Origin of the sequence: Glycocaulis abyssi, assembly GCF_041429775.1 — a bacterium.
Classification (GTDB): Bacteria; Pseudomonadota; Alphaproteobacteria; order Caulobacterales; family Maricaulaceae; genus Glycocaulis; species Glycocaulis abyssi.
On record NZ_CP163421.1, the window covers coordinates 2,105,249 to 2,127,442 of the forward strand.

Here is a 22,194-nt window from a genome sequence, read left to right on the forward strand (position 1 = left end):
CGACGATGTTTGACGCGCGCCGGACAACCGCCTTCATTTGTTTCTCGCCGCGAAGGAGAGCGCCATGCTCCGTTTCACAGAGCTGGACCAGAGCTACCCTGCCAAGCGCCCCGCCGCCAAGCGCCGCGGCGATTTCGACGAGATTTACGCGCCCTTCAACCCGAAGGCCGGGGCCGATCAGGCGGCGCGCTGCTCACAGTGCGGCGTACCCTTCTGCCAGTCGGGCTGCCCCTTGCATAACGATATTCCAGACTGGCTGATGCTGGCGGCGGAAGGGCGCATGGAAGAGGCGTGGGAGCGCTCCAGCGCCACCTCCACCATGCCGGAAATCTGTGGCCGCATCTGCCCGCAGGACCGCCTGTGCGAAGGCGCGTGCGTGATCGAGCAGTCCGGCCATGGCGCGGTCACCATTGGCGCGGTCGAAACCCACATCACCGAGACGGCCTGGAAAGAGGGCTGGATACAACCCATCCGGGTGAAGCGCGAAACCGGCTTCTCTGTAGGAGTGGTGGGTGCTGGCCCGGCGGGCCTTGCCGCAGCAGAGCGTCTGCGTGAGCAGGGCCATTCCGTCACCATCTATGACCGCCATGACCGCGCGGGCGGGCTGCTGGTCTATGGCATTCCCAATTTCAAGCTGGACAAATCGGTCGTGGAACGGCGCACGCAGCGCCTCGAACAGAGCGGCGTGGCGTTTCAGCTCAATACCGAGCTTGGCAAAGATGTGAGCCTTGATGAGCTGCGCGAGCGCCATGACGCGGTGTTCCTCGCCATCGGCACCTACAAGGCGCGCGCGCTCACCTGCCCCGGCTCTGGCAGTGAGGGCCTGATCCCGGCGCTGGACTATCTCATCGCCTCCAACCGGCGCGGATTTGGCGAGACGATTGCCGATGAAGCCCGCCTGCAGGCCAAAGGCCGCAAGGTGGTCGTCATTGGCGGCGGCGATACGGCGATGGACTGTGTGCGCACGGCCATCCGTCAGGGCGCGGCGAGTGTCACCTGCCTCTACCGGCGCGACCGGGAGAACATGCCCGGCTCCTTGCGCGAAGTGACCCATGCCGAGGAAGAGGGCGTGGTCTTTGAATGGCTTTCCGCGCCGCTGGCGCTCAAAGGCGATGCCACCAAGCTGTCCGGCGTGCGTGTGCAGCGCATGGGGCTCGGCGCACCTGACGCGGATGGCCGCCGCCAGCCGGTCGCGCTGGAAGGCACCGAAACCGAAATGGACGGCGATCTGGTCATCGCGGCGCTGGGTTATGAGGCCGAAGACATGGATACGGCCTGCGGCGGGGGTGGCCCTGTGCTGACCCCGCGCGGCACCGTGCGCGTGACGGAGCGCTGCCGCACCAGCATACCCGGCGTCTATGCCGGCGGCGACATTGTGCGCGGCGCGTCTCTGGTGGTCTGGGCCATAAAGGATGGCCAGGACGCCGCCACCACCATCCACACCGATCTGATGGCGCGCGTTGCCGAAGGGCAGACGCGCGAGCTGGAGCCTGCCGAATGAACGAGATCACGCAATACCTGCAAGGCCGCCAGCGCCTGATCGAGGCGGGCAGCTACGACCCGGCCTCCGAGCGCGATGCGTGCGGCGTGGGCCTTATCGCCGCCATTGACGGCCAGCCGCGCCGCGAAGTGGTGGAGCTGGCGATCAAATCGCTCAAAGCCGTCTGGCACCGCGGCGCGGTTGATGCCGATGGCAAGACGGGCGACGGGGCGGGCGTGCGTGTCGGCGTGCCGCAGGACTTCTTCAAGGAGCAGGTGGCGCGCACCGGCCATGTACCCGGCGAAGGCCCGGTCGCCGTGGGCATGATCTTCCTGCCGCGCACCGACTTTGCCGCGCAGGAGCGCGGGCGCACCATTGTCGAAACTGAAATCCTGCGCGCAGGCTTCCGCCTCTATGGCTGGCGCCAGACCCCGGTTGATCCGTCCTGCCTGGGTGAAAAAGCCAATGCCACCCGGCCCGCCATCGAACAGATCCTGTTTGACGATCCGCGCGGCAAGAAAGCCCATATCCTCGACCGTCAGCTCTATATCGTGCGCCGGCGCATCGAAAAGCGCGCGCGCGAGGAGAATTTGCCGGGCTTCTATATCGCCTCGCTCTCCACGCGCGACATCATCTACAAGGGCATGTTCCTGGCCGAAGCCATTGACCGCTTCTACCCGGACCTGAAAGACGAGCGCTTCGTCTCGTCCTTTGCGATCTTCCACCAGCGCTATTCGACCAACACCTTCCCCGAATGGCGGCTCGCCCAGCCTTTCCGCATGCTCGCCCATAATGGGGAGATCAACACGCTCAAGGGCAATGTGAACTGGATGAAGAGCCATGAGATTCTCATGGCGTCCAAAGCCTTTGCCGACGCCGAAGATGTGGTCAAACCCGTCATCCAGGCGGGCTCATCGGACTCAGCCGCCCTCGACCAGGTGTTCGAAGTATTGGTCCGCGCGGGCCGCACCGCGCCCATGGCCAAGGCCCTCCTCATCCCTGAAGCCTGGTCGAAAAAGGCTGACATCATGCCGGCGCGCTGGCGCGGGCTTTATGAACACTGCAACTCTGTGATGGAGCCGTGGGACGGTCCCGCGGCGCTGGCCGCCTGTGACGGGCGCTGGGCGGTGGCGGGGCTCGATCGTAATGGCCTGCGGCCCTTGCGCTGGCTGCGCACCCATGACGATCTGCTGGTGGTCGGGTCTGAAACCGGCATGACGCCTTTGCCCCAGTCACGCGTGGCACGGCGCGGCTCCATAGAGCCGGGACGCATGGTGGCGGTAGATCTCGATGCCGGGCGCTTCTATGACGCCAATGAGATACTCGACCATCTGGCCGCCAAGCACCCCTACGACGAATGGCTATCCAATATCCGCGACATTGAAGCGGAAGTTGGCCCCGGCCCGGAGCCGGTCTTGTGGGACGAGGCGATGCGCGCGCGCCGTCAGGCCGCAGCCGGGCTCACCCTGGAAGATATCGAGATCATCCTTGCGCCGATGGCCGAGGACGGCAAGGAAGCCATCGGCAGCATGGGCGATGACAGCCCGCTTGCCGTGCTCTCCACGCGCTACCGGCCCGTCTATCACTATTTCCGGCAGAACTTCTCGCAGGTGACCAACCCGCCCATCGACCCGCTGCGCGAAGGCCGGGTGATGAGCCTGAAAACGAGGTTCAAGAACCTCGGAAACATCCTCGCCAGCGACGAGACACAGACCGACGTGTTCGTGCTGGACAGCCCGATCCTCACCAATGGCATGTATCAGCGCCTGCGCGGCGTGCTGGGCGAGGGCGTGGCCGAAATCGATTGTACCTTCGCGCTTGAAGACGCATCCGGCGACGGCACAGGGCTGCGCGATGCGCTGGACCGTATCCGCGCCGATGCAGCCGCCGCAGTACGCGACGGCAAGGCACAGCACCTCATCCTCACCGATGAGGCTCTGGGGCCGGAGCGCTGCGCGGTGCCGATGGCGCTCGCGGTCGGGGCTGCCCACACGCATCTGACGCGCGAGGGGCTTCGCACCCATGTCTCGCTGAATGTACGCGCCGCCGATGCGATGGACGCCCATGCCTGCGCGGTGCTGATCGGCCTCGGCGCCACCACAGTGAACCCCTATGTCGCCTTTGAAACCGTGGTGACGCGCACCCTGCGCGGGCTGGGCCAGCTGACACCGGAAAAGCGCGCCTTCCAGATGAAGAAGGCGCTCGATGCCGGGCTGATGAAAATCCTCTCCAAGATGGGGATTGCGGTCATCTCATCCTATCGGGGCGGGTGCAATTTCGAGGTGCTCGGCCTCTCGCGCGCGGTGGCCTCGGAATATCTCGGCGGGGTGACGAGCCGCATTTCGGGCGTCGGCCTTTCCGGCCTTGAACAGAAGCTTGCCGAGCTGCACCGCTGGGCGTGGGGACAAGAAGGCGCGGTGCGCCTGCCCGTCGGCGGCTTCTACCGCCAGCGTAGCTCCGGCGAAGTGCATGCAGTGGAGGCCGAAAGCGTCACCGCCCTGCAGAAAGCCGTGCGCAATGAGGACTATGCCGCCTTCCGCCAGTTCGTGGAGCTGCAGGCGGCCAAGCCGCCCATCCAGCTGCGTGACCTGCTGGATATGCGTGCCTTGGGTCCGGCCATCGACATCTCGGCCTGCGAGAGCGTCAACGAGATACGCCAGCGCTTTGTCACGCCCGGCATGAGCCTTGGCGCCTTGTCGCCCGAAGCCCATGGCGCGCTGAACGTCGCCATGAACCGGATTGGTGCCAAATCCGTCTCCGGCGAGGGCGGGGAGGATCCCGCCCGTTACAAGCCTCTGCCCAATGGCGACAATATGAATTCCGCCGTGAAGCAGATCGCTTCGGGGCGGTTTGGCGTGACGGCCCAATACCTCAATGAATGCCGCGAGATAGAGATCAAGGTCGCGCAAGGGGCCAAACCCGGCGAGGGCGGCCAGCTGCCCGGCTTCAAGGTGACCGAGTTTATCGCGAAAATGCGCCATGCCGTACCCGGCACGACGCTGATCTCGCCCCCGCCGCATCACGATATCTATTCCATCGAGGATCTGGCCCAGCTCATCTATGACTTGAAGCAGATTAACCCCGATGCCCGCGTGGCGGTGAAGCTCGTCAGCGCGGCCGGTGTTGGCGCGGTGGCGGCTGGCGTCGCCAAGGCGCATGCCGACGTGATCCTGATTTCCGGCAATGTCGGCGGCACGGGCGCAAGCCCCCAGACCTCGATCAAGTTTGCCGGCGCGCCGCTGGAGCTCGGCCTGTCTGAAGCCCATCAGGTGCTCTCCCTCAACGGCCTGCGCGAGCGCGTCACCCTGCGCGCCGATGGCGGCATCCGCACGGGCCGCGATGTGGTGATCGCCGCCATGCTGGGCGCGGAAGAGTTCGGCATCGGCACGACCAGCCTGGTGGCGCTCGGCTGCCTGATGGTGCGCCAGTGCCACTCCAACACCTGCCCTGTCGGCGTGTGCACCCAGGACGATGAGCTGAGGAAGCGCTTTACCGGCCTCGCCGACCATGTCGTCAATCTGATGACGTTCATTGCCCGCGATGCGCGCGAGATTCTCGCAAGGCTCGGCGCAAACTCCATTGAAGACGTGATCGGGCGCGCGGACCTGCTCGATCAGGTCAGCCGGGGTGCGGAACATCTCGACGATCTTGACCTTAATCCGCTGCTGGTGCGGGTCGATCCCCATGCCCGCCCGCCGCGCTCCACGCGCACCCAGCGCAATGCGGTCGCGCCGAGCCTCGATGAGCAGATCCTCAAGGACGCCAGCGCCGTCTTCTCACGCGGTGAGAAGATGCAGCTAGTCTATGACGTGCGGAACACTGACCGCGCGGTCGGCACGCGCGTCTCTTCGGCCATCGTGCGCAAGTTCGGCCCCGATGGGCTGAGCGATGGTCAGCTCACGCTTCATCTGAACGGCTCTGCCGGTCAGTCGCTCGGCGCCTTTGCCGCCAAGGGTCTGCGTATCGAGCTGGAAGGCGATGCCAATGACTATGTCGGCAAGGGCCTGTCCGGTGCCGTTATCGCCATCCGGCCCTTTGGTGGCTGTACGCGCGAGGCACCGGGCGACGCGATCATCGGCAATACCGTGCTCTACGGGGCAAGCTCCGGCGCGCTTTATGCCGCGGGCGGGGCCGGCCAGCGCTTTGCGGTGAGAAATTCCGGGGCCACGGTCGTGGTCGAGGGCTGCGGGGCCAATGGCTGCGAATACATGACCGGCGGCACGGCTGTGATCCTCGGCAAGGTGGGCGATAATTTCGCCGCCGGCATGACCGGCGGGGAAGCCTTCGTGCTGGATGAGGATGACCGGCTGGAGCCGCGCCTGAATGCGGAAACCGTCTTCGTCAGCGATCTCGACGGCGAGGCGGAGGCGCGCTGCCGGGCGCTGATCGAGGCCCATGTCGCCGCCACCGGCTCACGCCACGGCGCGGCGATACTGGCCGACTGGGAACGGCGCAAGCGCGCCATCCGCCATGTCCGCCCCTTCGAGGCAGGCTATGTGGAGAGCGGCGGGGTGGCGAAAGCGAAGGCTTGACGCATTACGTAATGCGTAACACGGTCATTGTATGACCAGTTTGGCCAACGGCGTTCTGCCGTTTCTCGACATTCACCCCGGTGAAGTCCTGAAAGAGGACTTCATGGTGCCGCTGGGCCTGTCTGCGAGCGCGCTAGCCGTGCGGTTGCACACCACGCCCGCCAATGTTTCGCGGATCGTGAATGGCAAGCAGGCCGTATCAGCGGAAATGGCCTGCCGTCTGGCGCGTGCGCTCGGCACGACGCCAGCGTTCTGGCTTAACTTGCAGGCCCAGTACGACATTGCCGTACTGGGCGACCGCCTGTCGCAGATTGAGCGCGAGGTTGAGCCTCTCTAGCGGACCGTCCCTAGCTCGGCTTGCGGGCCTTGGAGCGATCCTGCGATTCCTTCATCCGGTCGATAGCCGTACGCGGCGGCGCGGCGGCCGTCACTTTCGGCTTTTCCTTCTTGGGCTTCTTGGCTTCTTTATTGCCCCGCATCTGGCCTTTGGCCATGGGCGTCACTCCGCCGGCTGACCCGCTGGAAACCGGCCCATGCCGGTGCGGGCAGGGCGCACCGGTCTGCCATCCGTCCCTTTGGCGGATGGCGCGCTGATCCCTGAAGCATCAGTCTTGCGCCTGAACAGGCCGCTTGTCGATGGGGCTACTCCGCAGCCATCGCCATTTGTTGCCCTGCGCGGATCAGGCGGCCGGGGCGGGCATCCGTCACACTGCCATCGCGCACCACTACCTCGCCAGCGACTATGGTGGCGCGATAGCCTGTTGCGCCCTGCAGGAGGCGCTGACCACCCGCAGGCAGGTCCGCGACCATGTGCGGAGCTTCCAGCTTGAGATTATCAAGGTCGATGACGTTGAGATCGGCCTTCAGGCCCACCCTGATCCGGCCCCGGTCATTGAGGCCCAGGAAGTCTGCAAGATCGCTCGTGAGCATCTGCACGGCGCGGGGCAGGGCGATGCGCTCGCCGCGGGTGCGCTCCTGCGTCCAGTATTTCAATAGATAGCTCGGGAAGCTCGCATCGCAGACCGTGCCCACATGCGCCCCGCCATCAGACAAGCCAATCAGAGCCTGCGGGTGGCGCATCATGGTCAGCACATTCTCATAGCTCATCTCGGTATAGTTATAGATCGGCAGGTAGATCAGCTCCTTGCCATCACGGGCGATGACCGTGTCGTAAAGCTCCTCCCAGACCGAAACCCCGCGCGCCCGCGCCCGGCCCGCAATCGATTGCTCGCCGGACTGCTCGTAATCGGGATCATCGCTCAGCATGAAGAGCTTCTCGGCGACAAACTCCATCGCTTCGAGCATCACATCGGCGATCGGCGGCACGGAGGAGCCCTCCACTGCCACCTTGTCGGGCTTTTCAGAGAGTATCTGGGCCTTGAAGGCCGGATCCTTCATGCGCGCGACCCGTTCCTCCAGCGGCAGATGGGCGATGGCCTTGTAGGCGGGATGGCCCATGAAGGGGTGGAAGGTGCATTGCAGGCCCAGGAACACGCCAATGGCGCGCGGGGCGACCTGCACACGCATATCGACGCCATCCGCGTTCAGCTTCTCAACGCCCTTGAGAATGTCGCGCCACTGATTGGGGGCAAGGTCGCGCTGCATGAGGGAGATGGAGGCCGGGCGTCCGCCGCCAGCCTTCACGTATTTCTCCACCACCTCCCACTCTTTCGGGAAAGCTTCCTCCGAGCGCTGCAGGTCAAAGTCAGACACCGCCTGCAGCACGCCATGGGTGAGGCCGTGGAAGGCTTCGGCAATGCCGGTCAGCTCGTTTGCGGTGGCTTCAGAGGCCGGCGTCCACTCACCATCTGCCGTGCGGTGCAAATCAGAACGGCCGGTTGAAAAGCCGATAGCGCCTGCCTCCAGCGCTTCGCGCACCAGCTTTCGCATTCTGGCAATGTCCTCGTCAGAGGCTTGCGCGTCGAAACTCGCGCGCTCGTCCATCACATACACGCGTAGCGGATCGTGGGTAATCATGGCAGCGATATCGATGGTGCGCGGCATGGCGTCCAGCGCATTGAGATAATCAGGAAAGCTTTCCCAGTTCCATTTCAGGCCCTCATGGAGCGCGGTGCCGGGAATATCCTCCACCCCCTCCATCAGGCGCACCAGCCGGTCATGGTCGGACGGGCGCACGGGCGCGAAGCCTACCCCGCAATTGCCGACAATGGCCGTCGTGATGCCATGGTTGATGGACGGCTCCATACGGTCGTCCCAGGTCGCCTGCCCGTCATAATGGGTGTGAATGTCGATAAAGCCCGGCGTCACGATGCACCCGGCCGCATCTATCGTCTCGCGGGCCTCGCCAAGGCCCGTTCCCACCGCGCTGATACGGCCCTGATCAATGACGAGATCGGCGCGGATCGGCTCACCGCCCGATCCGTCATAGACAAGGCCGTTCACGATTTTCAGCTGATGGGTCATGGGGTTCCTCCGGCGAGCTTTTTCTGCCGCAAATGGTCGGTCAGACGGAAGCCATAGGCAAGCCCCACGCCCGAAATCAGATGCCACACACCCCAGACGGCAATGATCGCCGCGGCGCCGCCCAGCCCGCCAAGCGCACCCAGCAGAATGACAAGGCCAAGCCCCGAATTCTGGATACCGACCTCTATCGTCATGGCGCGCCGCCCGCGCGCATCAAAGCGCAGCGCCCATCCGGCCGCATAGCCCAGCAACAGCGCCATGGCGTTGTGCACGATGACGGTCGGCAAGATGGCGATAGCCCCCATCAGCAACAGATCGGCATTGCCCGCAAGGCTTCCCAATATGATCAGGACCAGGATCACCATGGCCAGCATCGACATGAAAGGCCGCAGCCGCCGGGCCAGCTCCCCATGCCGGGACGCCAGATACATGCCCGCAGCCAGCGGCACGGCAAGGATCACCATGGTCTGCAGGACAAACGGCACGGCATCGACATCCAGCGCGTCCATCAACTCGCGCGTGGGGCCGTATAGCCCGCTCCAGAACAGGATCGAGACCGGCGTGGCGAGCGCCGCCAGAAGGCTCGACGTGGCCGTCAGCGACACTGAAAGCGCGGTGTCGCCCCGCCCCAGATGGGTAAAGAAGTTCGACATGTTCCCGCCCGGGCAGCACGCCACCACGATCATGCCGAGCGCTATCGAGGGCTGGGGCTGCAGCACCATGACCAGAGCCAGCGTCGCCATCGGCAGCAGCAGGATCTGCGTCAGGGCAGCCCCGCCAAAACGCACCGGCGCGCGTATCACCTGAACGAAATCATCCACCCGCAGCGACAGCGCCACCGTAAACATGATGACGGCAAGACTGACGGGAAGAACGCTCTGGAAGACAGGGCCGAGGCTGAGCTGGACCGCATCAAGGCTGGCAGGGTCGGTCATCGGGGGCTCGCGGCGGCGAAGGACGAAGCCGCCACCTTGGACGGACACGAGCCCCGCTGTCGAGTGGTGCGCATACGGGCTTTGACCTTTGCGCCGGACAGGGCATGCTGGCCAAAAATCGGCTAAACCCTTGGGAGGGCGTTATAATGTTACGTTTTTGGACCCTGACAGCCGCCGCTGCGCTGCTGGCTGCCTGCGGCGAACCGGCTGCCAATGAACCCGCTGCCCCGGCAGAGGCACCCGTCGAAGAGGCCGCACCGGAAACATCGACCACTGACGCGGGAGACTGGCCGCCGGTTGGCGAGACGAGCGCGGAAATTACTGCTGACGATCTGCACTTTCGTATCTCGGTTCTCGCCGATGACCGCTTTGAAGGCCGCGCTCCGGGCACTGAAAGCGGAGAGCGGTCCGCCCAGTGGATTGCCGACGAGCTGGCGCGGGTTGGTGTCCAGCCTGCCGGAACCGAGGGCTGGTACCAGCCTGTGCCGCTGATCGAAGCGACGCTCGATGAAGAGCGCTCCACTCTCGACATATCCATAAACGGGGAGCCGATGGGCCTCGGCATGCGCCGGGATGCCGTCTACTGGACGGAGAACCCGGAAGAACATGTCTCCATAGCCGATACGGAGCTGGTCTTTGTCGGCTATGGCGTTGTCGCGCCCGAATATGGCTGGAACGACTATGACGGCATTGATGTCGAGGGCAAGACGGTGGTCATCCTCGTTAATGATCCCGGCTATGCCGATCCCGATGCCGGCCGCTTCAATGGCGAGGCGATGACCTATTACGGCCGCTGGACCTACAAGTATGAGGAGGCTGGCCGTCAGGGCGCAGCCGGGGCGATCATCGTCCACCAGACCGAGCCGGCGAGCTATGGCTGGGATGTCGTCGCGTCTTCCTGGTCGGGTCCGCAGTTCACGCTCGACATGCCGCCCTCTGATCTGGTGCCGGTGCAGGGCTGGGTGCAGCTGGACGTCGCGCGGCGCCTGTTTGAAGCGACCGGCCAGGATTTTGACGCGCTGGCAGAGGCGGCCGCCGAGCCTGGCTTCACCCCGGTCGCGCTGGAGGGCGCCACGATGAGCGCCGAGCTGCACACCGATCTGCGCCGCCTGACATCGAACAATGTCGTCGGCGTGATCGAGGGATCGGAAGCGCCGGATGAATATGTGCTTCTGATGGCGCACTGGGACCATCTCGGCGTGCGGCTGAACTTTGCCGCTGACAACGATATCTATAATGGCGCGGTGGATAACGCGACCGGCACCGCCGCCATCATGGAAATGGCCGAAGCCTTCGCGCGCGGCGAGCAACCCCGCCGCTCGGTGCTGTTTGTCGCTGTAACGGCGGAAGAGCAGGGCCTCTTGGGTTCAGCCTGGTTCGGGGCCAACCCGACCGTGCCGCTCAATTCCATCGTGGCGGGCCTCAATATTGATGGCGAGTTGCCCGTTGGCCGCACCGAGGATGTAGTGGTGGTCGGTTATGGCGCGTCGCAGATCGAGGACATTCTGCGCGAGGAGGCCGAGGCACGCGGGCGCTATCTGACGCCCGATCCCAACCCGGAGGCGGGCTATTTCTACCGCTCTGACCATGTGAGCCTGGCGCGCGTCGGCGTACCCATGCTCTATGCCGGCGGTGGTTCTGTGCATGTGGAGCATGGCCGCGACTATGTTGAACGCGCCGCTCTTGCCTATCGTGTGAACCGCTATCACCAGCCTGCGGACGAGTATAACCCTGACTGGGATCTCTCCGGCCTCGAGGAGGATTCGCGCCTGCTCTACACGGTGGCGCGCCGGATGGCCGATAGCGATGAATGGCCCAACTGGTATGAAGGCAACGAATTCCGCGGCCTTCGCGATGCCATGATGGAAAACCGCTAGGCTCACCACAGCGCGTGTCGTGCAACCGGCCCCGCCCCTCCGGGCGGGGCCTATGCATGCCGGGCTGCATTTAATGCAAGAAACAGAATGACTTTGGGGCACTGGCGGGAGTAAGAGCCGGGCCATGGCCACACCTGCCGACCCGTCCGCCGCCCCTGTAGCTCCGCCAGCGCCCACGAGCGGGCGGCTGGATGCAGGCCGGGCAGGCGTCGCGGCCCTCTCCGCCTATGGTATCTGGGGCCTGTCAGCGGCCTTCTACAAATTCCTCGACTTTGCCAGCGCGACCGAGATCGTGCTGCACCGGGCCATCTGGTCGGTGCCGCTGCTGGCGCTTCTGGTGTGGATGGCAGGGCGCACGCCCTCGGCCTGGCGGCTGATACTCGACCGGCGCGCCATGGCGACCCTGCTCCTCAGCGCCATCCTCATCGCTTCGAACTGGTGGGTGTTTGTCTGGGCGATCAATGCCGACCGGGTGCTCGATATTTCGCTGGGCTATTTCATCAACCCGCTGATGAATGTGGCGGTCGGTGTTTTCATCGCGGGCGAGCGCTTCGGCCGTCTGCGGATGATCGCAGTGGGCCTTGCCGTGATCGGCGTGGTCAACCAGATCGTGGCTGTGGGCGAAGTCCCGTGGATCGGGCTGTTCCTGGCGGCCTCCTTCACCGCCTATGGCTATATAAGGAAGACCATCGCAACCGATGGCCGGGTGGGCCTGTTCTGGGAAACGCTGATTATCTCCCTGCCCTCTCTGGTGGCGCTGTTCTTCCTTGAAGCCTCCGGCAATGGCGGCAGCTTCCTTGAAAGCCCGTGGCAAGCCATCCTGCTGATCCTGACCGGACCGATGACGGTCGCGCCCCTGCTGCTCTTCATCATCGGGGCAAGGGGGCTGCACTTTGCCACGATCGGCCTTTTGCAATTTGTCGCCCCGACCCTGCAATTCGCGGTGGGGATCATCTGGGGCGAAGTATTCACCTTCGCCCACGCCATCACCTTCGCCTTTATCTGGGCGGGGCTGGCCGTCTTCACCTTCGATCTTCTAAGCTCGCGAAAACGCGCCCTCAAACAAACCGCGAGCTGATCCATGTCCCATCCGCCCATGCCGCCCGCCCGCCGTGTCAATGTGGGCGAGGTCACGCTCTCCGTTCACGAAGCAGGCCCCAAGGACGGCCTGCCCGTCCTGCTCCTGCATGGCTGGCCGGAGCTGGCGCTCTCCTGGGCGGCGCAGATCGAGGCACTGGCGGGCGCAGGCTACCGCGTCATCGCACCGGACAATCGCGGGTTTGGCGCGTCCGATGCGCCCCACGAGGTGAGCGCCTATCATGTCGACCGGCTGACCGGTGATATTGCGGGCCTGCTCGATGCACTGGGCATCGAGAAAGCGGTCATCGTAGGCCATGACTGGGGCGGCATCCTCATGTGGCATGCGGCCTGCCTGATCCCGGAGCGCTTTCTCGGCGCGGTGGGCGTGAACACGCCCCACCTGCCGCGCGGCTCGAAACCGCCCACAGACGTTTTCCGCGAGATGGGCGGCGAAGAGCACTATATCGTGCGCTTCCAGGAGGATGCGGCTGACGGGATTTTCAAAGGCCGGGAAAGCGATTTCTTCGACTTCGTGTTCGGTGCCTCTTTTCCCTCCGCTGACATCGGGAAACTGCCGCCCTCTGTCACCCATCTGCCCAAGCGGTTCGAGCGCTTCATCGAACGCGGCGGGCTGAAATCGGAGGACGATGTGGTGGTGCCAAAGGAGGCGCGCGCCGAATATGCGCGTATCTACGCGGAGACAGGCTTCAGGGGCGGGGTCAACTGGTATCGCAATTTCGATGCGAACTGGGAGCGCATGGGCGGGGTCGATCACCGGCTCTCCATGCCCTGCCTGATGATCTCTGCCGAATGCGACTACATGCTGCCGCCCAAGCTCACGGCCTGGATGCCGGCCCTCTGCAAGGATCTGGAGATGCATGTCATCGAGAACATTGGCCACTGGACCCAGTACGAGGCCCCGGACGCGCTTAACGCCTATCTGCTGGATTGGCTGGGGCGGCGGTTTAAGGGTCTGCCCTCATAAAAGGTTTGAGGCGCGGTATGTGGCCAGATTGTCCGGTTCAAGGAGCGAAACCGCCGGAAGGGCCGTCCCCTTTCAAGGTTTCGCGACGATGAAACGGGCGGTCTGGGCCATATCCTTCGGACGCGGCGGATTTTGCACCTGACGGTGTCGAGCCGCCCTTGTGGAGGAGTGCTCCACGGCGGTCGTCTCTCCTTCTCAGGCATAAAATCCGCTTCGCGCCGCGCCCGAAACCTTTTATGAGGGCAGACCCTAAGCAAAGCCCAGAAACACGGCGAGAGACCGGTTCACGCTTAAAAGCGTGTCGGAATCGGCTTTGCCGATGATTTTGCCGACGCGCTCGCGGCGCACACTCATCACCTTGTCCACCATGATCTGCGAGCGGGCGCGCAGCCCGTTCTCCTCTGACGGTTCCAGCGTGATCCGCAATAGAGGCGCCTCCACCAGCGTCGAAGAGATAAGCGCGATGGTCACCGTGGAGGTTTGTGCGAAATAATCCGCCTGCAATACCAGCGCAGGGCGCGGTTTGGCGAAATCGCCGGGCATGGCGACGGTGACGATATCGCCGCGCTTCACGGCTTTAGGGCCTGTACTTATAAAGGTTTCGGGCGTGACGCGTAGTGGATTTGGTATCTGACAAGGAGAGACGACCGCCGTGGAGCATCTCTCCACAAGGGCGGCTCGACACCGTCAGGGATGAAATCCGCCGCGCTCCGAAGGAGTATGGCGAAAATGGTTCACTATGGCGTCCCAGTCCCTCGAAAGCGGGAAACCCTTCCATCGGGCCTGCTCCTGATAGTGAACCATTTTCGCGCATATCACGCTCCAAACCCTTTATGAGTACAGGCCCTAGCGCTCGTCCAGGTCGGCGAGCGCCGCGTCTGTAAAGGCGTTCAGCTCTGCATCTGCACGGTCGGCCTCTGCGGTACGCGCCGCCTGCTCACGGCACGCCTCTTCAAAGCCTGGCTGGCGGGTATCGGGCACCCAGATCTGCAAGGGACGCAGGCCCGCTGCCCGCAGGGCTTCACGATGCTTGCTGACCCGTTCATTGATGCCCATGATGCCCTCCATGCGTTACATGTAACACGGATTGCCTCTGACAGCAAAGTGCGCCGCCGGTCAGCCCCCGCTTAAGCCCGACCGGTAGCGGCGGCTGACGGGTATACGCGCACCACTGGAAAGCACGGCCACCGCGTCTCCGCTGTCGCCCGGAATGATCTCGCGCACGGCGGGGCGGGCAACGAGGCAGGAGCGGTGGACCCGCACCGGGTCGGCGCCGGCTTCCTTCAGCAGCGTCTCCAGCCCGCCCAGCGTGATGCGCGCGAGGTGGGAGCCGGTAGGGGTGGACACCTCCACATAATTGCCTGCTGCCTCTGCCGAGATGATCTCAGCGGCAGGCAGGCGCAGCTCGCGCCCGCCGCATTTGAGCACGATGAGCGCCTCGCCCTTGGCCCGCGCATGGCCCTCTGCCAGTTCCAGCCGGTAGTCCTCGATGCGGCGAGCTAGGCGGATCACCAGTACCAGCGTGGCATAGGTGAGGAAATCCTTGCGCGCCTCATAGATGAAGTCGCGCACCAGAAGATCGAAATAGGTGTAGCTGCCGCCGATCACGGCGGGCCATAACAGCTCGCGCAGCAGCATCATTCCCCACACATGGGCGGTGGTGAAGGCGAGCGCCGCGATGAGGTGCAAAGGCAGGGCGACCCGCCAGCCGAGCGCCAGCGGAATGCGCCGGTCGAGCGCGATCACCGCAGGCACCAGCGCCAGCAGGACAACAAGGCTTGTCAGCTCCAGGAGCCAGGCTTGCGCCGGGTTAAAGACGGCTGCGCCGCGCGCCAGCTCGCTATTGATCGAGAGCGCATTCACCACCACCGAGGCGCTGGCAAAGGCAGCAAAGATCAGCCCGGCCTGAAGACCAGCCCGGCGTTCAGCGCGGCGCTGCGGATCGAGGGGAGTGTTGTGTGCCGTCATGGCGCGGAGCATGGCGGTGGATGGCGATTCCGGCAATGCCGCCCGTCCCTGATCAGAAGCCACTCGGCCCGGCACTGCATCGTCTGATCCCGTGAAGGGCAGGTTTCATCCCATGCCCCGCGACAAGGATTCCAGTCAGGCGCAAACGGGAAAGCAGAACCCGCTCAGCCCGCAGGACGCCTCCCCATGATCGATACACCGCCCTCAGCCCGCCGCCCGGATCTTGACGCCTTGCGCGTCTTCGCCTTCGCCATGCTGATCCTCTATCACACCGGCATGGGCTATGTGACGTGGGACTGGCACGTCAAAAGCGCCTATGAGGGCACCACGCTCGAACTGCCCATGATGTTGATGAGCCCTTGGCGCCTGCCTCTGCTCTTCTTCATTTCCGGCGTCGCAATGGCGATGCTGGCAGGAAAGCTCGGCACCGGGCGCTTCATGCTGGAGCGTGTCTGGCGGCTCTTCGTGCCGCTGGTCTTCGGCATGGCCGTGATCGTGATGCCGCAAGCCTATTTCGAGCTGCGTACAAACAGCGAGATCGAACCGGGCATACTCGCCTTCTGGCCGCACTATCTCGATTTTGGCAGCGGATTTTCGATCACCACGCCCACGTGGAACCATCTCTGGTATGTCGCCTATATCTTCGTCTACGCGCTGATCCTGGCGCCCTTCCTGCCTCATACGGGCAAGCTGGCCAGATTGCGGCTGGAGCGGGTGTGGAGCGGGCGCTTGGGGCTTGCTGCCTTCCTCATCCTGCCCGTCCTGCCGCTCTTGCTGATCCGCTTCACGCTGGCTGACAGCTTCCCGACCACGCACAACCTGGTGTGGGACTGGGCGACTCACGCCTACTCCCTGACCTTTGTGATCTTCGGCGCACTCGCCGCGCGCTCGGAAGTCTTCTGGCAGGTGGTGGACCGGGTGGGCAGGCTGGCACTTGCCCTGACAGTCGCCGGCGGCGCGTTGCTGGCCTTTGCCTATCTCGATTTCGATGCGCGCTTTGCCGATTCCATAGAAGCCACGCTCTGGCGCACCCTGCGCCTTGCCTATGCGTGGTGGATGATCGTCACGCTGATCTGGCTGGCCAGGCGGCTGATCCGCTCAGGCTCGGCTGTGCTCACCCGGCTCAACGTGCTGATCTTCCCGGTCTTCATCGTCCACCAGACGATCACGGTCAGCGCGATCTATCTCATCACCGCCTGGAATATCCGCCTTGGCGGGCCGGGTGAGTTTCTGCTCGTGGCCGCCATCACTCTTGCTGGCAGCTGGGCCGTGGCAGGGGCCGCATCACGCATCGCGATCCTGCGGCCCCTGATGGGTATGAAATACCGGATCTAGCCCTCTTCACCCAGGTCCGGCACCGCCACGGCGTGGAAGCCGGCATCGACGTGGAGCACTTCGCCGGTGCACGAATGGCCAAGGTCAGACAGCAGGTAGAGCGCAGCCCCGGCCACGCCTTCCATGCGGGTGTCTTCTTTGAGCATCGACCAGTCCTTGCCGGTCTTCATCAGCGTCTTGCCGCCGGAAATTCCGGCCATGGCAAGGGTGCGCATCGGACCGGCGGAGATGGCGTTCACGCGGATACCCTGCGGACCAAGATCCCTTGCGATATAGCGGGTGGAAGCTTCCAGCGCCGCCTTGGCCACGCCCATCACGTTGTAATTGGGTACCACGCGCTCTGACCCCAGATAGGTCATGGAGATCATCGCGCCGCCCCCTTCTTCGCGGCTCGGCATCAGCGCGCTGGCGCGTTTGGCCGCGTCCACAAACGAGAAGGCCGAGACGTCCATCGCCCGCTTGAAGCCTTCACGCGTCGTGTTGTGGGTGAAGGAGCCTTTCAGCTCGTCCTTGCCGGCAAAGGCAATGGCGTGGACGAGGAAGTCCATCTTGCCCCACTTTTTCTCCAGCGCGGCAAAGCACGCGTCCATGGAGGCATCATCGGTGACATCAGCCGTGACCATGAAGGGTTCACAGGGCAGGCTTTCCACCAGCGGGCGCACGCGCTTTTCCAGCTCCTCGCCCTGATAGGAGAAGGCAAGCTCTGCGCCTTGCGCCGCGAGCTGCTGGGCAATGCCCCAGGCAATCGAGTTCTTGTTGGCCACACCCATGACAAGCCCGCGCTTGCCCTTCATCAGATTGCCGGCCGGATACACGCTGTCGCTCATGGGATAGTCCCTCCCGGATTGGTTATCTGCGCCGGGCGGCGATTCCAGCCCAGCGCGCATGTGTTTCCCGTCGCATAGCCGATAGGGGCTGCGGCGTCGAGCGGTACGCGTATGAACATGGCGGTCATAATGACGTCAATTTGATGGGGCTATTATAGGCGAACTGACTGGTCAGGCTGGCCAGATCATGCCAGCTTTCGGGTCACGCGCTCATCCGGGTGCGCTCCGTTCCCTGCTGAAGCCTGAGGTTTGAGTTTGACGAAAATCATTGCCCGCCCCCGCTCGGAAGCCATCGAGAAAAGCTGGGGCAATCTGGACTGGACCAGCGTGTTTGCCGCACTGATCTATCCGGCCATTGGTGTCATCGGCATGATCGGCGCCATCACGCTCGGCCTCGCGCTTGAGAGCCTCACTTTCCACTGGTGGTATGTGCCGCTGACCATGGCTGTCGGCGCGGTCACGCTGGTGATCTGCAATTTCGGCATCGGCGTCCTGCACCGCATCTGGCAGCACCGCTCCGGCGAGCTGAAATGGCCTGCCCAGATTCTGACCGCGCTCAATTGCGTGATCGCCATGCAGGGCCGGTTCAAGGACTGGATCAACTACCACTCCCAGCACCACCGCCTGTCAGACAAGCCCGGCGACCCGCATAACCCGCACGAAAGCAAGGTGTGGGCGTGGTTTGGCTGGATCATCTTCCGCGACCCCAACGATCTGGAGCGTCCGCTCGCCATGTGGCTGCGCGACATGCCGGGCGTGAAATGGGTCGATCACCACTATAACTGGCTGTCGCTGGTGGTGCATCTGGTCATCCCGGCCCTGATCTATCTGGCGGTCTTCCTGTCGGGCGGTTCGCTCCTTCTGGCCTTCCTGCTCCACGCCGCCGCCGTGACGGCGCGCGGGGTGCAGTTCCACGCAACCACGCTGGGCGTGAACGTGTTCGGTCATCTCAAGACCCCGGCCTGGCTGGACTGGACGCTCGCCCTGCTGACCGGCGGCGAGGCCATTCACGATCATCACCACGAGCATCCCCAAAGCGCCCTGCACCTGCCGCGCAAAGGGCTCATCAACCGCGTTGTGGACTATAACGGGACCTTGCTGTTGCTGTTCGAAAAGCTGAAATGGGCCAGTGATCTGAAGATCGCGCCGCAATTTGCCGTCCAGCCAGCCATTGCACGCCGCTAGCGCTGGGGGCCGCCATTGCGGCGGGGCATATGCGGGCCGGGATTTGCCCTGGCCGCCGCGTGCTCTACACCTGATATCAGCCAGACCCGCCACCAGCGAGGGATAACAGAGCCGTGCACGACCATTTCCGCCGCTTTGCAGCCTATAATGCCTGGGCCAATGCCCGGCTCTATGATGCGGCGACTGCGCTCAAGGACACCGAGCGCAAGAAGGACGTGAAAGCCTATTTCCGCAGCCTTCACGGCACGCTCAATCATCTGCTGGTGGCCGACCGGATATGGCTCTACCGGCTGACCGGCGAAGGCGAGGCGCCCGCCCGCCTCGACACCATTCTCTATGAAAATTTCGGTGAGCTGCGCGCCGCACGCGAAGCCGAGGATCAGCGCCTGATAGCCTATGTCGCGGGCCTTGACCCGGCCAGTTTCAATACCGTCATCCAGTACGGCAATACGCGCGGTGAGGCCAAGGAATTGCCGCTGGGCGTGATCCTCGCCCATTTGTTCAATCACCAGACCCATCATCGCGGTCAGGCCAGCCACATACTGCGCCAGCTGGGCGTCACCGAGCCGCCCTCGCTGGACCTGCTCTATTTCGCGCTACCCGCAGCGTAAAAGGCGTCCAGCCAGCGCGTGACGCGTTTGCGGTTCACGCCAAAATCATAAAAGCCCAGCAGCGCGCGCGAATAGATGGCAAGGGCGCTAAAGCCCGGCCCCGCTTCGATGGCTTCGACCGTAATTTTGTCCGTAAATCGCCAGACCGCGCTTTTCTGCTCCAGCCCGATTTGCAAACCGCCCTCATGGACGAGGCGCGTGCGCGGTGCTTGAAGGGCAATTGCCTTGAAGCGCGCCAGCGCGTCTACAGGTGCCATCGCTACGGACAAGCTGCGCAAGTGTGGCTGCGCAAGGCTTTCATACCCTTCAGGCAGAACGAGGAACCAGCGCGGCTTGCTCGGCGGGCGCAGCGTTGCAAAATCCAGCGGGACGGGGCGATTTCGCGGCATGGATGGCAGCTCCTGAGATTAAATCCTGGTCAGGTGACGCTATTTCAACCGGGTGCGGGATGACAGGTCCTGACACGCGCCCTAAACACGGGTCCGACATAGTACGAATTCCTGCCAGACCAACGGATTTTTGACCATGACAACGCCTGCCCTGGATGTCAGCGGCCTGACCAAGACCTTTTCCGGCTTTCCTGCCGTCAGGGATGTCAGCTTCTCCGTGCCGGCCGGCTCCATTACCGGCTTTCTCGGTCCCAACGGGGCGGGCAAGACGACGACGCTGCGCATGGCGCTGGGCATTATCCGTCCGGACGCAGGTGAGGCCCTGCTCTTCGGTGCGCCGCCGACGCTTAAGACGCTCGACCGGGTCGGCTTCCTGCCGGAGGAGCGCGGCGTATACCGCAAGATGACGGCCGAGCAGGTGATCGCGCTGTTTGCGCGCCTGAAGGGCGTCCCCGCCGCCGAAGCACGCCGCAGGGCAGCCGCTGCGCTGGAGCGTTTCGGTCTGGCCGCCAGCGCGGGCAAGAAGATAAAGGAACTCTCCAAGGGCATGGCCCAGAAGGTCCAGATCATCGCGGCCATCATTCACGAGCCCGATTTCATCATCCTCGATGAGCCCTTCTCCGGGCTTGATCCGGTCAATCAGGCCATGCTGGAGGATGTGATCCTCGAACAGGCGGCCGCCGGGCGCACCATATTGTTCTCCACCCATGTCATGGCGCAGGCCGAGCGCATCTGCGACCGTATCGTGCTGATGGCGCGCGGGGAGAAGATATTCGATGGCAAGGTCGATGAGGCACTGGCCGTCGTGCCGCGCCTTGTCACGATTGGTGTTGATTCTGACGATGATATCAGCGCCCTCCTCTCAAAGTTTGGCGAGGTTGAGCGGCTGGAAAACGATGCCGACGGGGCCGCGCTCTGGCAGATCGCCCTGAAACCGGGCATCGACCCGCAGCACGTGCTTCGCGCCTGCGTGGAAGCGGGCGTGCGCCTTACACGCTTCGAGCCTGTACGGCCTCATCTTCACGACGCCTTTGTCCGGCTGGTATCGGCCAGCGATCCTCTCCAGCCCGTGGAAGGCCAGTAAGCCATGCGCGCCATCTACCTCATCGCCCGCCGCGAATATCTCTCCTATGTCGCGACATGGGGCTTCTGGCTGTCGCTGGCTTCGGTCCCGCTCTTCATGCTGGTGGGCGCGTCCATTCCCGCGCTGATCCAGTCAGCCGAGCCTGTGCGCCATTACGTCCTTATCGACGAGACCAATAGCGGGCTGGATGGCGTGATCCAGGCGTCCATCGAGCGCGAACGCCGGGAGCAGACCCGCGCTGCGCTGGAGGCTGCCGCGGCCGTCTCGGTGGATACCCGCACGCGTGAACGCGCACTGGCCGCCTTCGACGCCGACCCGGTGGGACTGGACGGGCTGGATGGCGCGCTGGAAATCCTCGGCATGGAGGGCAGTGCCGACATGATCGCTGCCAGAACCGGACGGCTGATCCGGCTGGAGGCTCCGGCACGCACGATTGACGCGCTGCGCCCCTATCTGACCGGGGATCAGCGCGTGGACACCCCTGAGGGACCGCGCAGTCTTTTTGCAGCGGTGTTCATCAGCCGGGAAGCCGGCTCGGACCTCCCGCTGATCAACTACTACTCCACCAATGTGACCGAGCAGAGCCTGGCCGGAGCGGCCCGGCGCGCCCTTCGCGATCATGTACGCGAGCAGGCGCTTGCCGCGCGTGGCCTCGATCCGGCCGAGATACGCCAGCTCTCCTCGCTCGAACCGGAAATGCGCAGCCTCAACCCTGCCACGGTGGATGATAGCGAGGTGGGCGCCGCCGACTGGGCGCCGTTTGTGGTCGCCGTGATCCTGGCCATCATGCTGTGGACGGCAATTTTCTCGGTCGCCAACATGCTGCTGACCAGCCTGATCGAGGAAAAAGGCGGCAAGATCATCGAGCTGCTGCTATCCACCGTGCGGGTGCGTGACCTGCTGATCGGCAAGCTTCTGGGCGTCGCCGCCGTCTCCTTCACCCTGTTTGCCGTCTGGGGCCTTATCGGCACCAGCGTCATGCTGATCGCCGGCACCTTCCTGCAGGGCATGGATCCGGAGATTGCCGGCTTCATCGGCGAGGCGATACAGCCCGGCCTCTTCCTGGCGGCACTGGGCTATTTCCTCGTTGGCTATCTCATGTATGGCGCGATCTTCCTGGCGCTGGGTTCGCTGTGCGAGACCCTGCACGATGCCCAGACCCTGATGAGCCCGCTCATCCTCGTGCTCATGCTGCCCCTGATGATCCTCGTCTTCGCCATGCGCTCCATCGACTCGGTGGCGGTGCAGATCGTGTCATGGGTGCCGATATGGACGCCCTTCATCATGATTGCGCGCCTGCCATCAAACCCGCCTCTGTGGGAGATTGCCGGCACCAGCGCGGTGATGCTCCTCACGCTGGTATTGGTGCTCTGGGGCGCGGCATCGGTATTCCAGCAGGGCGCGCTGGGCCACGCCAACGCCGATTCCGTCAAACGCATCTTTTCGCGCAAGAAGCCTGTCAAGGACGAGGAATAGACAGCC

General features: G+C 64.0%; 19 protein-coding genes. 11 read left to right on the plus strand and 8 right to left on the minus strand.

Translation table 11 applies throughout. From position 1 onward, the window contains the following. The first annotated feature begins 64 nt into the window (after positions 1–64). From AB6B38_RS10165 to AB6B38_RS10175, 3 genes are read left to right on the plus strand one after another with little or no spacing between them, the layout of a single operon-like run. A complete protein-coding gene (locus tag AB6B38_RS10165; protein WP_371392740.1) occupies positions 65–1,501 on the plus strand; it encodes an NAD(P)-dependent oxidoreductase in 1,437 nt (478 codons plus the stop codon). Next, entirely contained in the window at positions 1,498–6,012 is a 4,515-nt protein-coding gene (gene gltB, locus AB6B38_RS10170; protein WP_371392741.1) for a glutamate synthase large subunit, read from the plus strand. Before AB6B38_RS10165 ends, gltB begins: the two co-directional genes overlap by 4 nt. Before the next feature lie 31 nt (positions 6,013–6,043). Next, positions 6,044–6,349 (plus strand): HigA family addiction module antitoxin, encoded by a 306-nt coding sequence (locus AB6B38_RS10175; protein ID WP_371392742.1) that lies wholly within the window; start codon positions 6,044–6,046, stop codon positions 6,347–6,349. Positions 6,350–6,359: 10 nt separating this feature from the next. Here the strand turns inward: AB6B38_RS10175 and AB6B38_RS10180 are convergent, their stop codons facing one another. The 3 genes from AB6B38_RS10180 to AB6B38_RS10190 form a co-directional block, all read right to left on the minus strand. Continuing rightward, positions 6,360–6,506: a hypothetical protein gene (locus AB6B38_RS10180; RefSeq protein WP_188450635.1), complete on the minus strand. Its 147-nt coding sequence runs from the start codon at positions 6,504–6,506 to the stop codon at positions 6,360–6,362. Between the two features lie 148 nt (positions 6,507–6,654). After that, positions 6,655–8,436 carry an amidohydrolase family protein gene (locus tag AB6B38_RS10185; protein WP_371392743.1) on the minus strand — a complete coding sequence of 594 codons (1,782 nt, stop codon included), beginning with the start codon at positions 8,434–8,436 and terminating at the stop codon, positions 6,655–6,657. Continuing rightward, positions 8,433–9,371: a bile acid:sodium symporter family protein gene (locus AB6B38_RS10190; RefSeq protein WP_371392744.1), complete on the minus strand. Its 939-nt coding sequence runs from the start codon at positions 9,369–9,371 to the stop codon at positions 8,433–8,435. The genes AB6B38_RS10185 and AB6B38_RS10190 overlap by 4 nt, the downstream gene beginning before the upstream one ends. A 146-nt stretch (positions 9,372–9,517) precedes the next feature. Between AB6B38_RS10190 and AB6B38_RS10195 the strand changes: the two genes are divergently transcribed. The 3 genes from AB6B38_RS10195 to AB6B38_RS10205 all read left to right on the plus strand — a co-directional run bounded on the left by AB6B38_RS10195 (position 9,518) and on the right by AB6B38_RS10205 (position 13,313). Continuing rightward, the gene (locus AB6B38_RS10195) at positions 9,518–11,248 is read left to right on the plus strand and encodes a M28 family metallopeptidase (RefSeq protein WP_371392745.1); all 1,731 of its coding nucleotides are present in this window, start codon (positions 9,518–9,520) and stop codon (positions 11,246–11,248) included. 124 nt (positions 11,249–11,372) lie between these two features. Continuing rightward, positions 11,373–12,326 (plus strand): EamA family transporter RarD, encoded by a 954-nt coding sequence (gene rarD, locus AB6B38_RS10200; RefSeq protein WP_371392746.1) that lies wholly within the window; start codon positions 11,373–11,375, stop codon positions 12,324–12,326. Between the two features lie 3 nt (positions 12,327–12,329). Then, positions 12,330–13,313, plus strand: a complete 984-nt coding sequence (locus tag AB6B38_RS10205) for an alpha/beta fold hydrolase (RefSeq protein ID WP_371392747.1) — start codon at positions 12,330–12,332, stop codon at positions 13,311–13,313. Positions 13,314–13,562: 249 nt separating this feature from the next. Here the strand turns inward: AB6B38_RS10205 and AB6B38_RS10210 are convergent, their stop codons facing one another. The 3 genes from AB6B38_RS10210 to AB6B38_RS10220 form a co-directional block, all read right to left on the minus strand. Further along, the gene (locus AB6B38_RS10210) at positions 13,563–13,886 is read right to left on the minus strand and encodes a type II toxin-antitoxin system PemK/MazF family toxin (RefSeq protein ID WP_371392748.1); all 324 of its coding nucleotides are present in this window, start codon (positions 13,884–13,886) and stop codon (positions 13,563–13,565) included. A gap of 273 nt (positions 13,887–14,159) precedes the next feature. After that, complete coding sequence (locus AB6B38_RS10215) at positions 14,160–14,369, minus strand: antitoxin MazE family protein (protein WP_371392749.1); 210 nt, start codon at positions 14,367–14,369, stop codon at positions 14,160–14,162. 60 nt (positions 14,370–14,429) lie between these two features. After that, positions 14,430–15,344, minus strand: a complete 915-nt coding sequence (locus tag AB6B38_RS10220) for a LytTR family DNA-binding domain-containing protein (RefSeq protein WP_371392750.1) — start codon at positions 15,342–15,344, stop codon at positions 14,430–14,432. A gap of 123 nt (positions 15,345–15,467) precedes the next feature. Between AB6B38_RS10220 and AB6B38_RS10225 the strand changes: the two genes are divergently transcribed. Beyond that, the gene (locus AB6B38_RS10225) at positions 15,468–16,616 is read left to right on the plus strand and encodes an acyltransferase (RefSeq protein WP_371392751.1); all 1,149 of its coding nucleotides are present in this window, start codon (positions 15,468–15,470) and stop codon (positions 16,614–16,616) included. Here AB6B38_RS10225 and AB6B38_RS10230 read toward each other — a convergent pair. After that, positions 16,613–17,443: an enoyl-ACP reductase gene (locus AB6B38_RS10230; protein ID WP_371392752.1), complete on the minus strand. Its 831-nt coding sequence runs from the start codon at positions 17,441–17,443 to the stop codon at positions 16,613–16,615. The two genes, AB6B38_RS10225 and AB6B38_RS10230, sit on opposite strands and share 4 nt — an antisense overlap. Positions 17,444–17,692: 249 nt before the next feature. On the opposite strand from AB6B38_RS10230, the gene AB6B38_RS10235 reads away from it, so the two are divergent. Together AB6B38_RS10235 and AB6B38_RS10240 are read left to right on the plus strand one after the other, a co-directional pair. Further along, positions 17,693–18,628 carry an acyl-CoA desaturase gene (locus AB6B38_RS10235; RefSeq protein WP_371392753.1) on the plus strand — a complete coding sequence of 312 codons (936 nt, stop codon included), beginning with the start codon at positions 17,693–17,695 and terminating at the stop codon, positions 18,626–18,628. A 113-nt stretch (positions 18,629–18,741) separates the two neighbouring features. After that, positions 18,742–19,239: a DinB family protein gene (locus AB6B38_RS10240; protein WP_371392754.1), complete on the plus strand. Its 498-nt coding sequence runs from the start codon at positions 18,742–18,744 to the stop codon at positions 19,237–19,239. Here AB6B38_RS10240 and AB6B38_RS10245 read toward each other — a convergent pair. Beyond that, positions 19,215–19,628 (minus strand): DUF1499 domain-containing protein, encoded by a 414-nt coding sequence (locus AB6B38_RS10245; RefSeq protein ID WP_371392755.1) that lies wholly within the window; start codon positions 19,626–19,628, stop codon positions 19,215–19,217. The two genes, AB6B38_RS10240 and AB6B38_RS10245, sit on opposite strands and share 25 nt — an antisense overlap. Positions 19,629–19,764: 136 nt before the next feature. On the opposite strand from AB6B38_RS10245, the gene AB6B38_RS10250 reads away from it, so the two are divergent. Beyond that, a complete protein-coding gene (locus tag AB6B38_RS10250; RefSeq protein WP_371392756.1) occupies positions 19,765–20,712 on the plus strand; it encodes an ABC transporter ATP-binding protein in 948 nt (315 codons plus the stop codon). 3 nt (positions 20,713–20,715) lie between these two features. Beyond that, the gene (locus AB6B38_RS10255; protein ID WP_371392757.1) at positions 20,716–22,188 is read left to right on the plus strand and encodes an ABC transporter permease; all 1,473 of its coding nucleotides are present in this window, start codon (positions 20,716–20,718) and stop codon (positions 22,186–22,188) included. The last annotated feature ends 6 nt before the right edge of the window (positions 22,189–22,194 follow it).

Excerpts from the sequence above, each read along its gene's own strand:
- AB6B38_RS10225 (WP_371392751.1), top strand. The coding sequence starts at position 15,468 with ATGATCGATACACCGCCCTCAGCCCGCCGCCCGGATCTTGACGCCTTG.
- AB6B38_RS10205 (WP_371392747.1), top strand. The coding sequence starts at position 12,330 with ATGTCCCATCCGCCCATGCCGCCCGCCCGCCGTGTCAATGTGGGCGAG.
- AB6B38_RS10215 (WP_371392749.1), bottom strand. The coding sequence starts at position 14,369 with ATGGGCATCAATGAACGGGTCAGCAAGCATCGTGAAGCCCTGCGGGCA.
- AB6B38_RS10230 (WP_371392752.1), bottom strand. The coding sequence starts at position 17,443 with ATGAGCGACAGCGTGTATCCGGCCGGCAATCTGATGAAGGGCAAGCGC.
- AB6B38_RS10195 (WP_371392745.1), top strand. The coding sequence starts at position 9,518 with ATGTTACGTTTTTGGACCCTGACAGCCGCCGCTGCGCTGCTGGCTGCC.
- AB6B38_RS10255 (WP_371392757.1), top strand. The coding sequence starts at position 20,716 with ATGCGCGCCATCTACCTCATCGCCCGCCGCGAATATCTCTCCTATGTC.
- AB6B38_RS10165 (WP_371392740.1), top strand. The coding sequence starts at position 65 with ATGCTCCGTTTCACAGAGCTGGACCAGAGCTACCCTGCCAAGCGCCCC.
- rarD (WP_371392746.1), top strand. The coding sequence starts at position 11,373 with ATGGCCACACCTGCCGACCCGTCCGCCGCCCCTGTAGCTCCGCCAGCG.
- AB6B38_RS10190 (WP_371392744.1), bottom strand. The coding sequence starts at position 9,371 with ATGACCGACCCTGCCAGCCTTGATGCGGTCCAGCTCAGCCTCGGCCCT.
- AB6B38_RS10250 (WP_371392756.1), top strand. The coding sequence starts at position 19,765 with ATGACAACGCCTGCCCTGGATGTCAGCGGCCTGACCAAGACCTTTTCC.
- AB6B38_RS10245 (WP_371392755.1), bottom strand. The coding sequence starts at position 19,628 with ATGCCGCGAAATCGCCCCGTCCCGCTGGATTTTGCAACGCTGCGCCCG.
- gltB (WP_371392741.1), top strand. The coding sequence starts at position 1,498 with ATGAACGAGATCACGCAATACCTGCAAGGCCGCCAGCGCCTGATCGAG.
- AB6B38_RS10185 (WP_371392743.1), bottom strand. The coding sequence starts at position 8,436 with ATGACCCATCAGCTGAAAATCGTGAACGGCCTTGTCTATGACGGATCG.
- AB6B38_RS10180 (WP_188450635.1), bottom strand. The coding sequence starts at position 6,506 with ATGGCCAAAGGCCAGATGCGGGGCAATAAAGAAGCCAAGAAGCCCAAG.
- AB6B38_RS10175 (WP_371392742.1), top strand. The coding sequence starts at position 6,044 with ATGACCAGTTTGGCCAACGGCGTTCTGCCGTTTCTCGACATTCACCCC.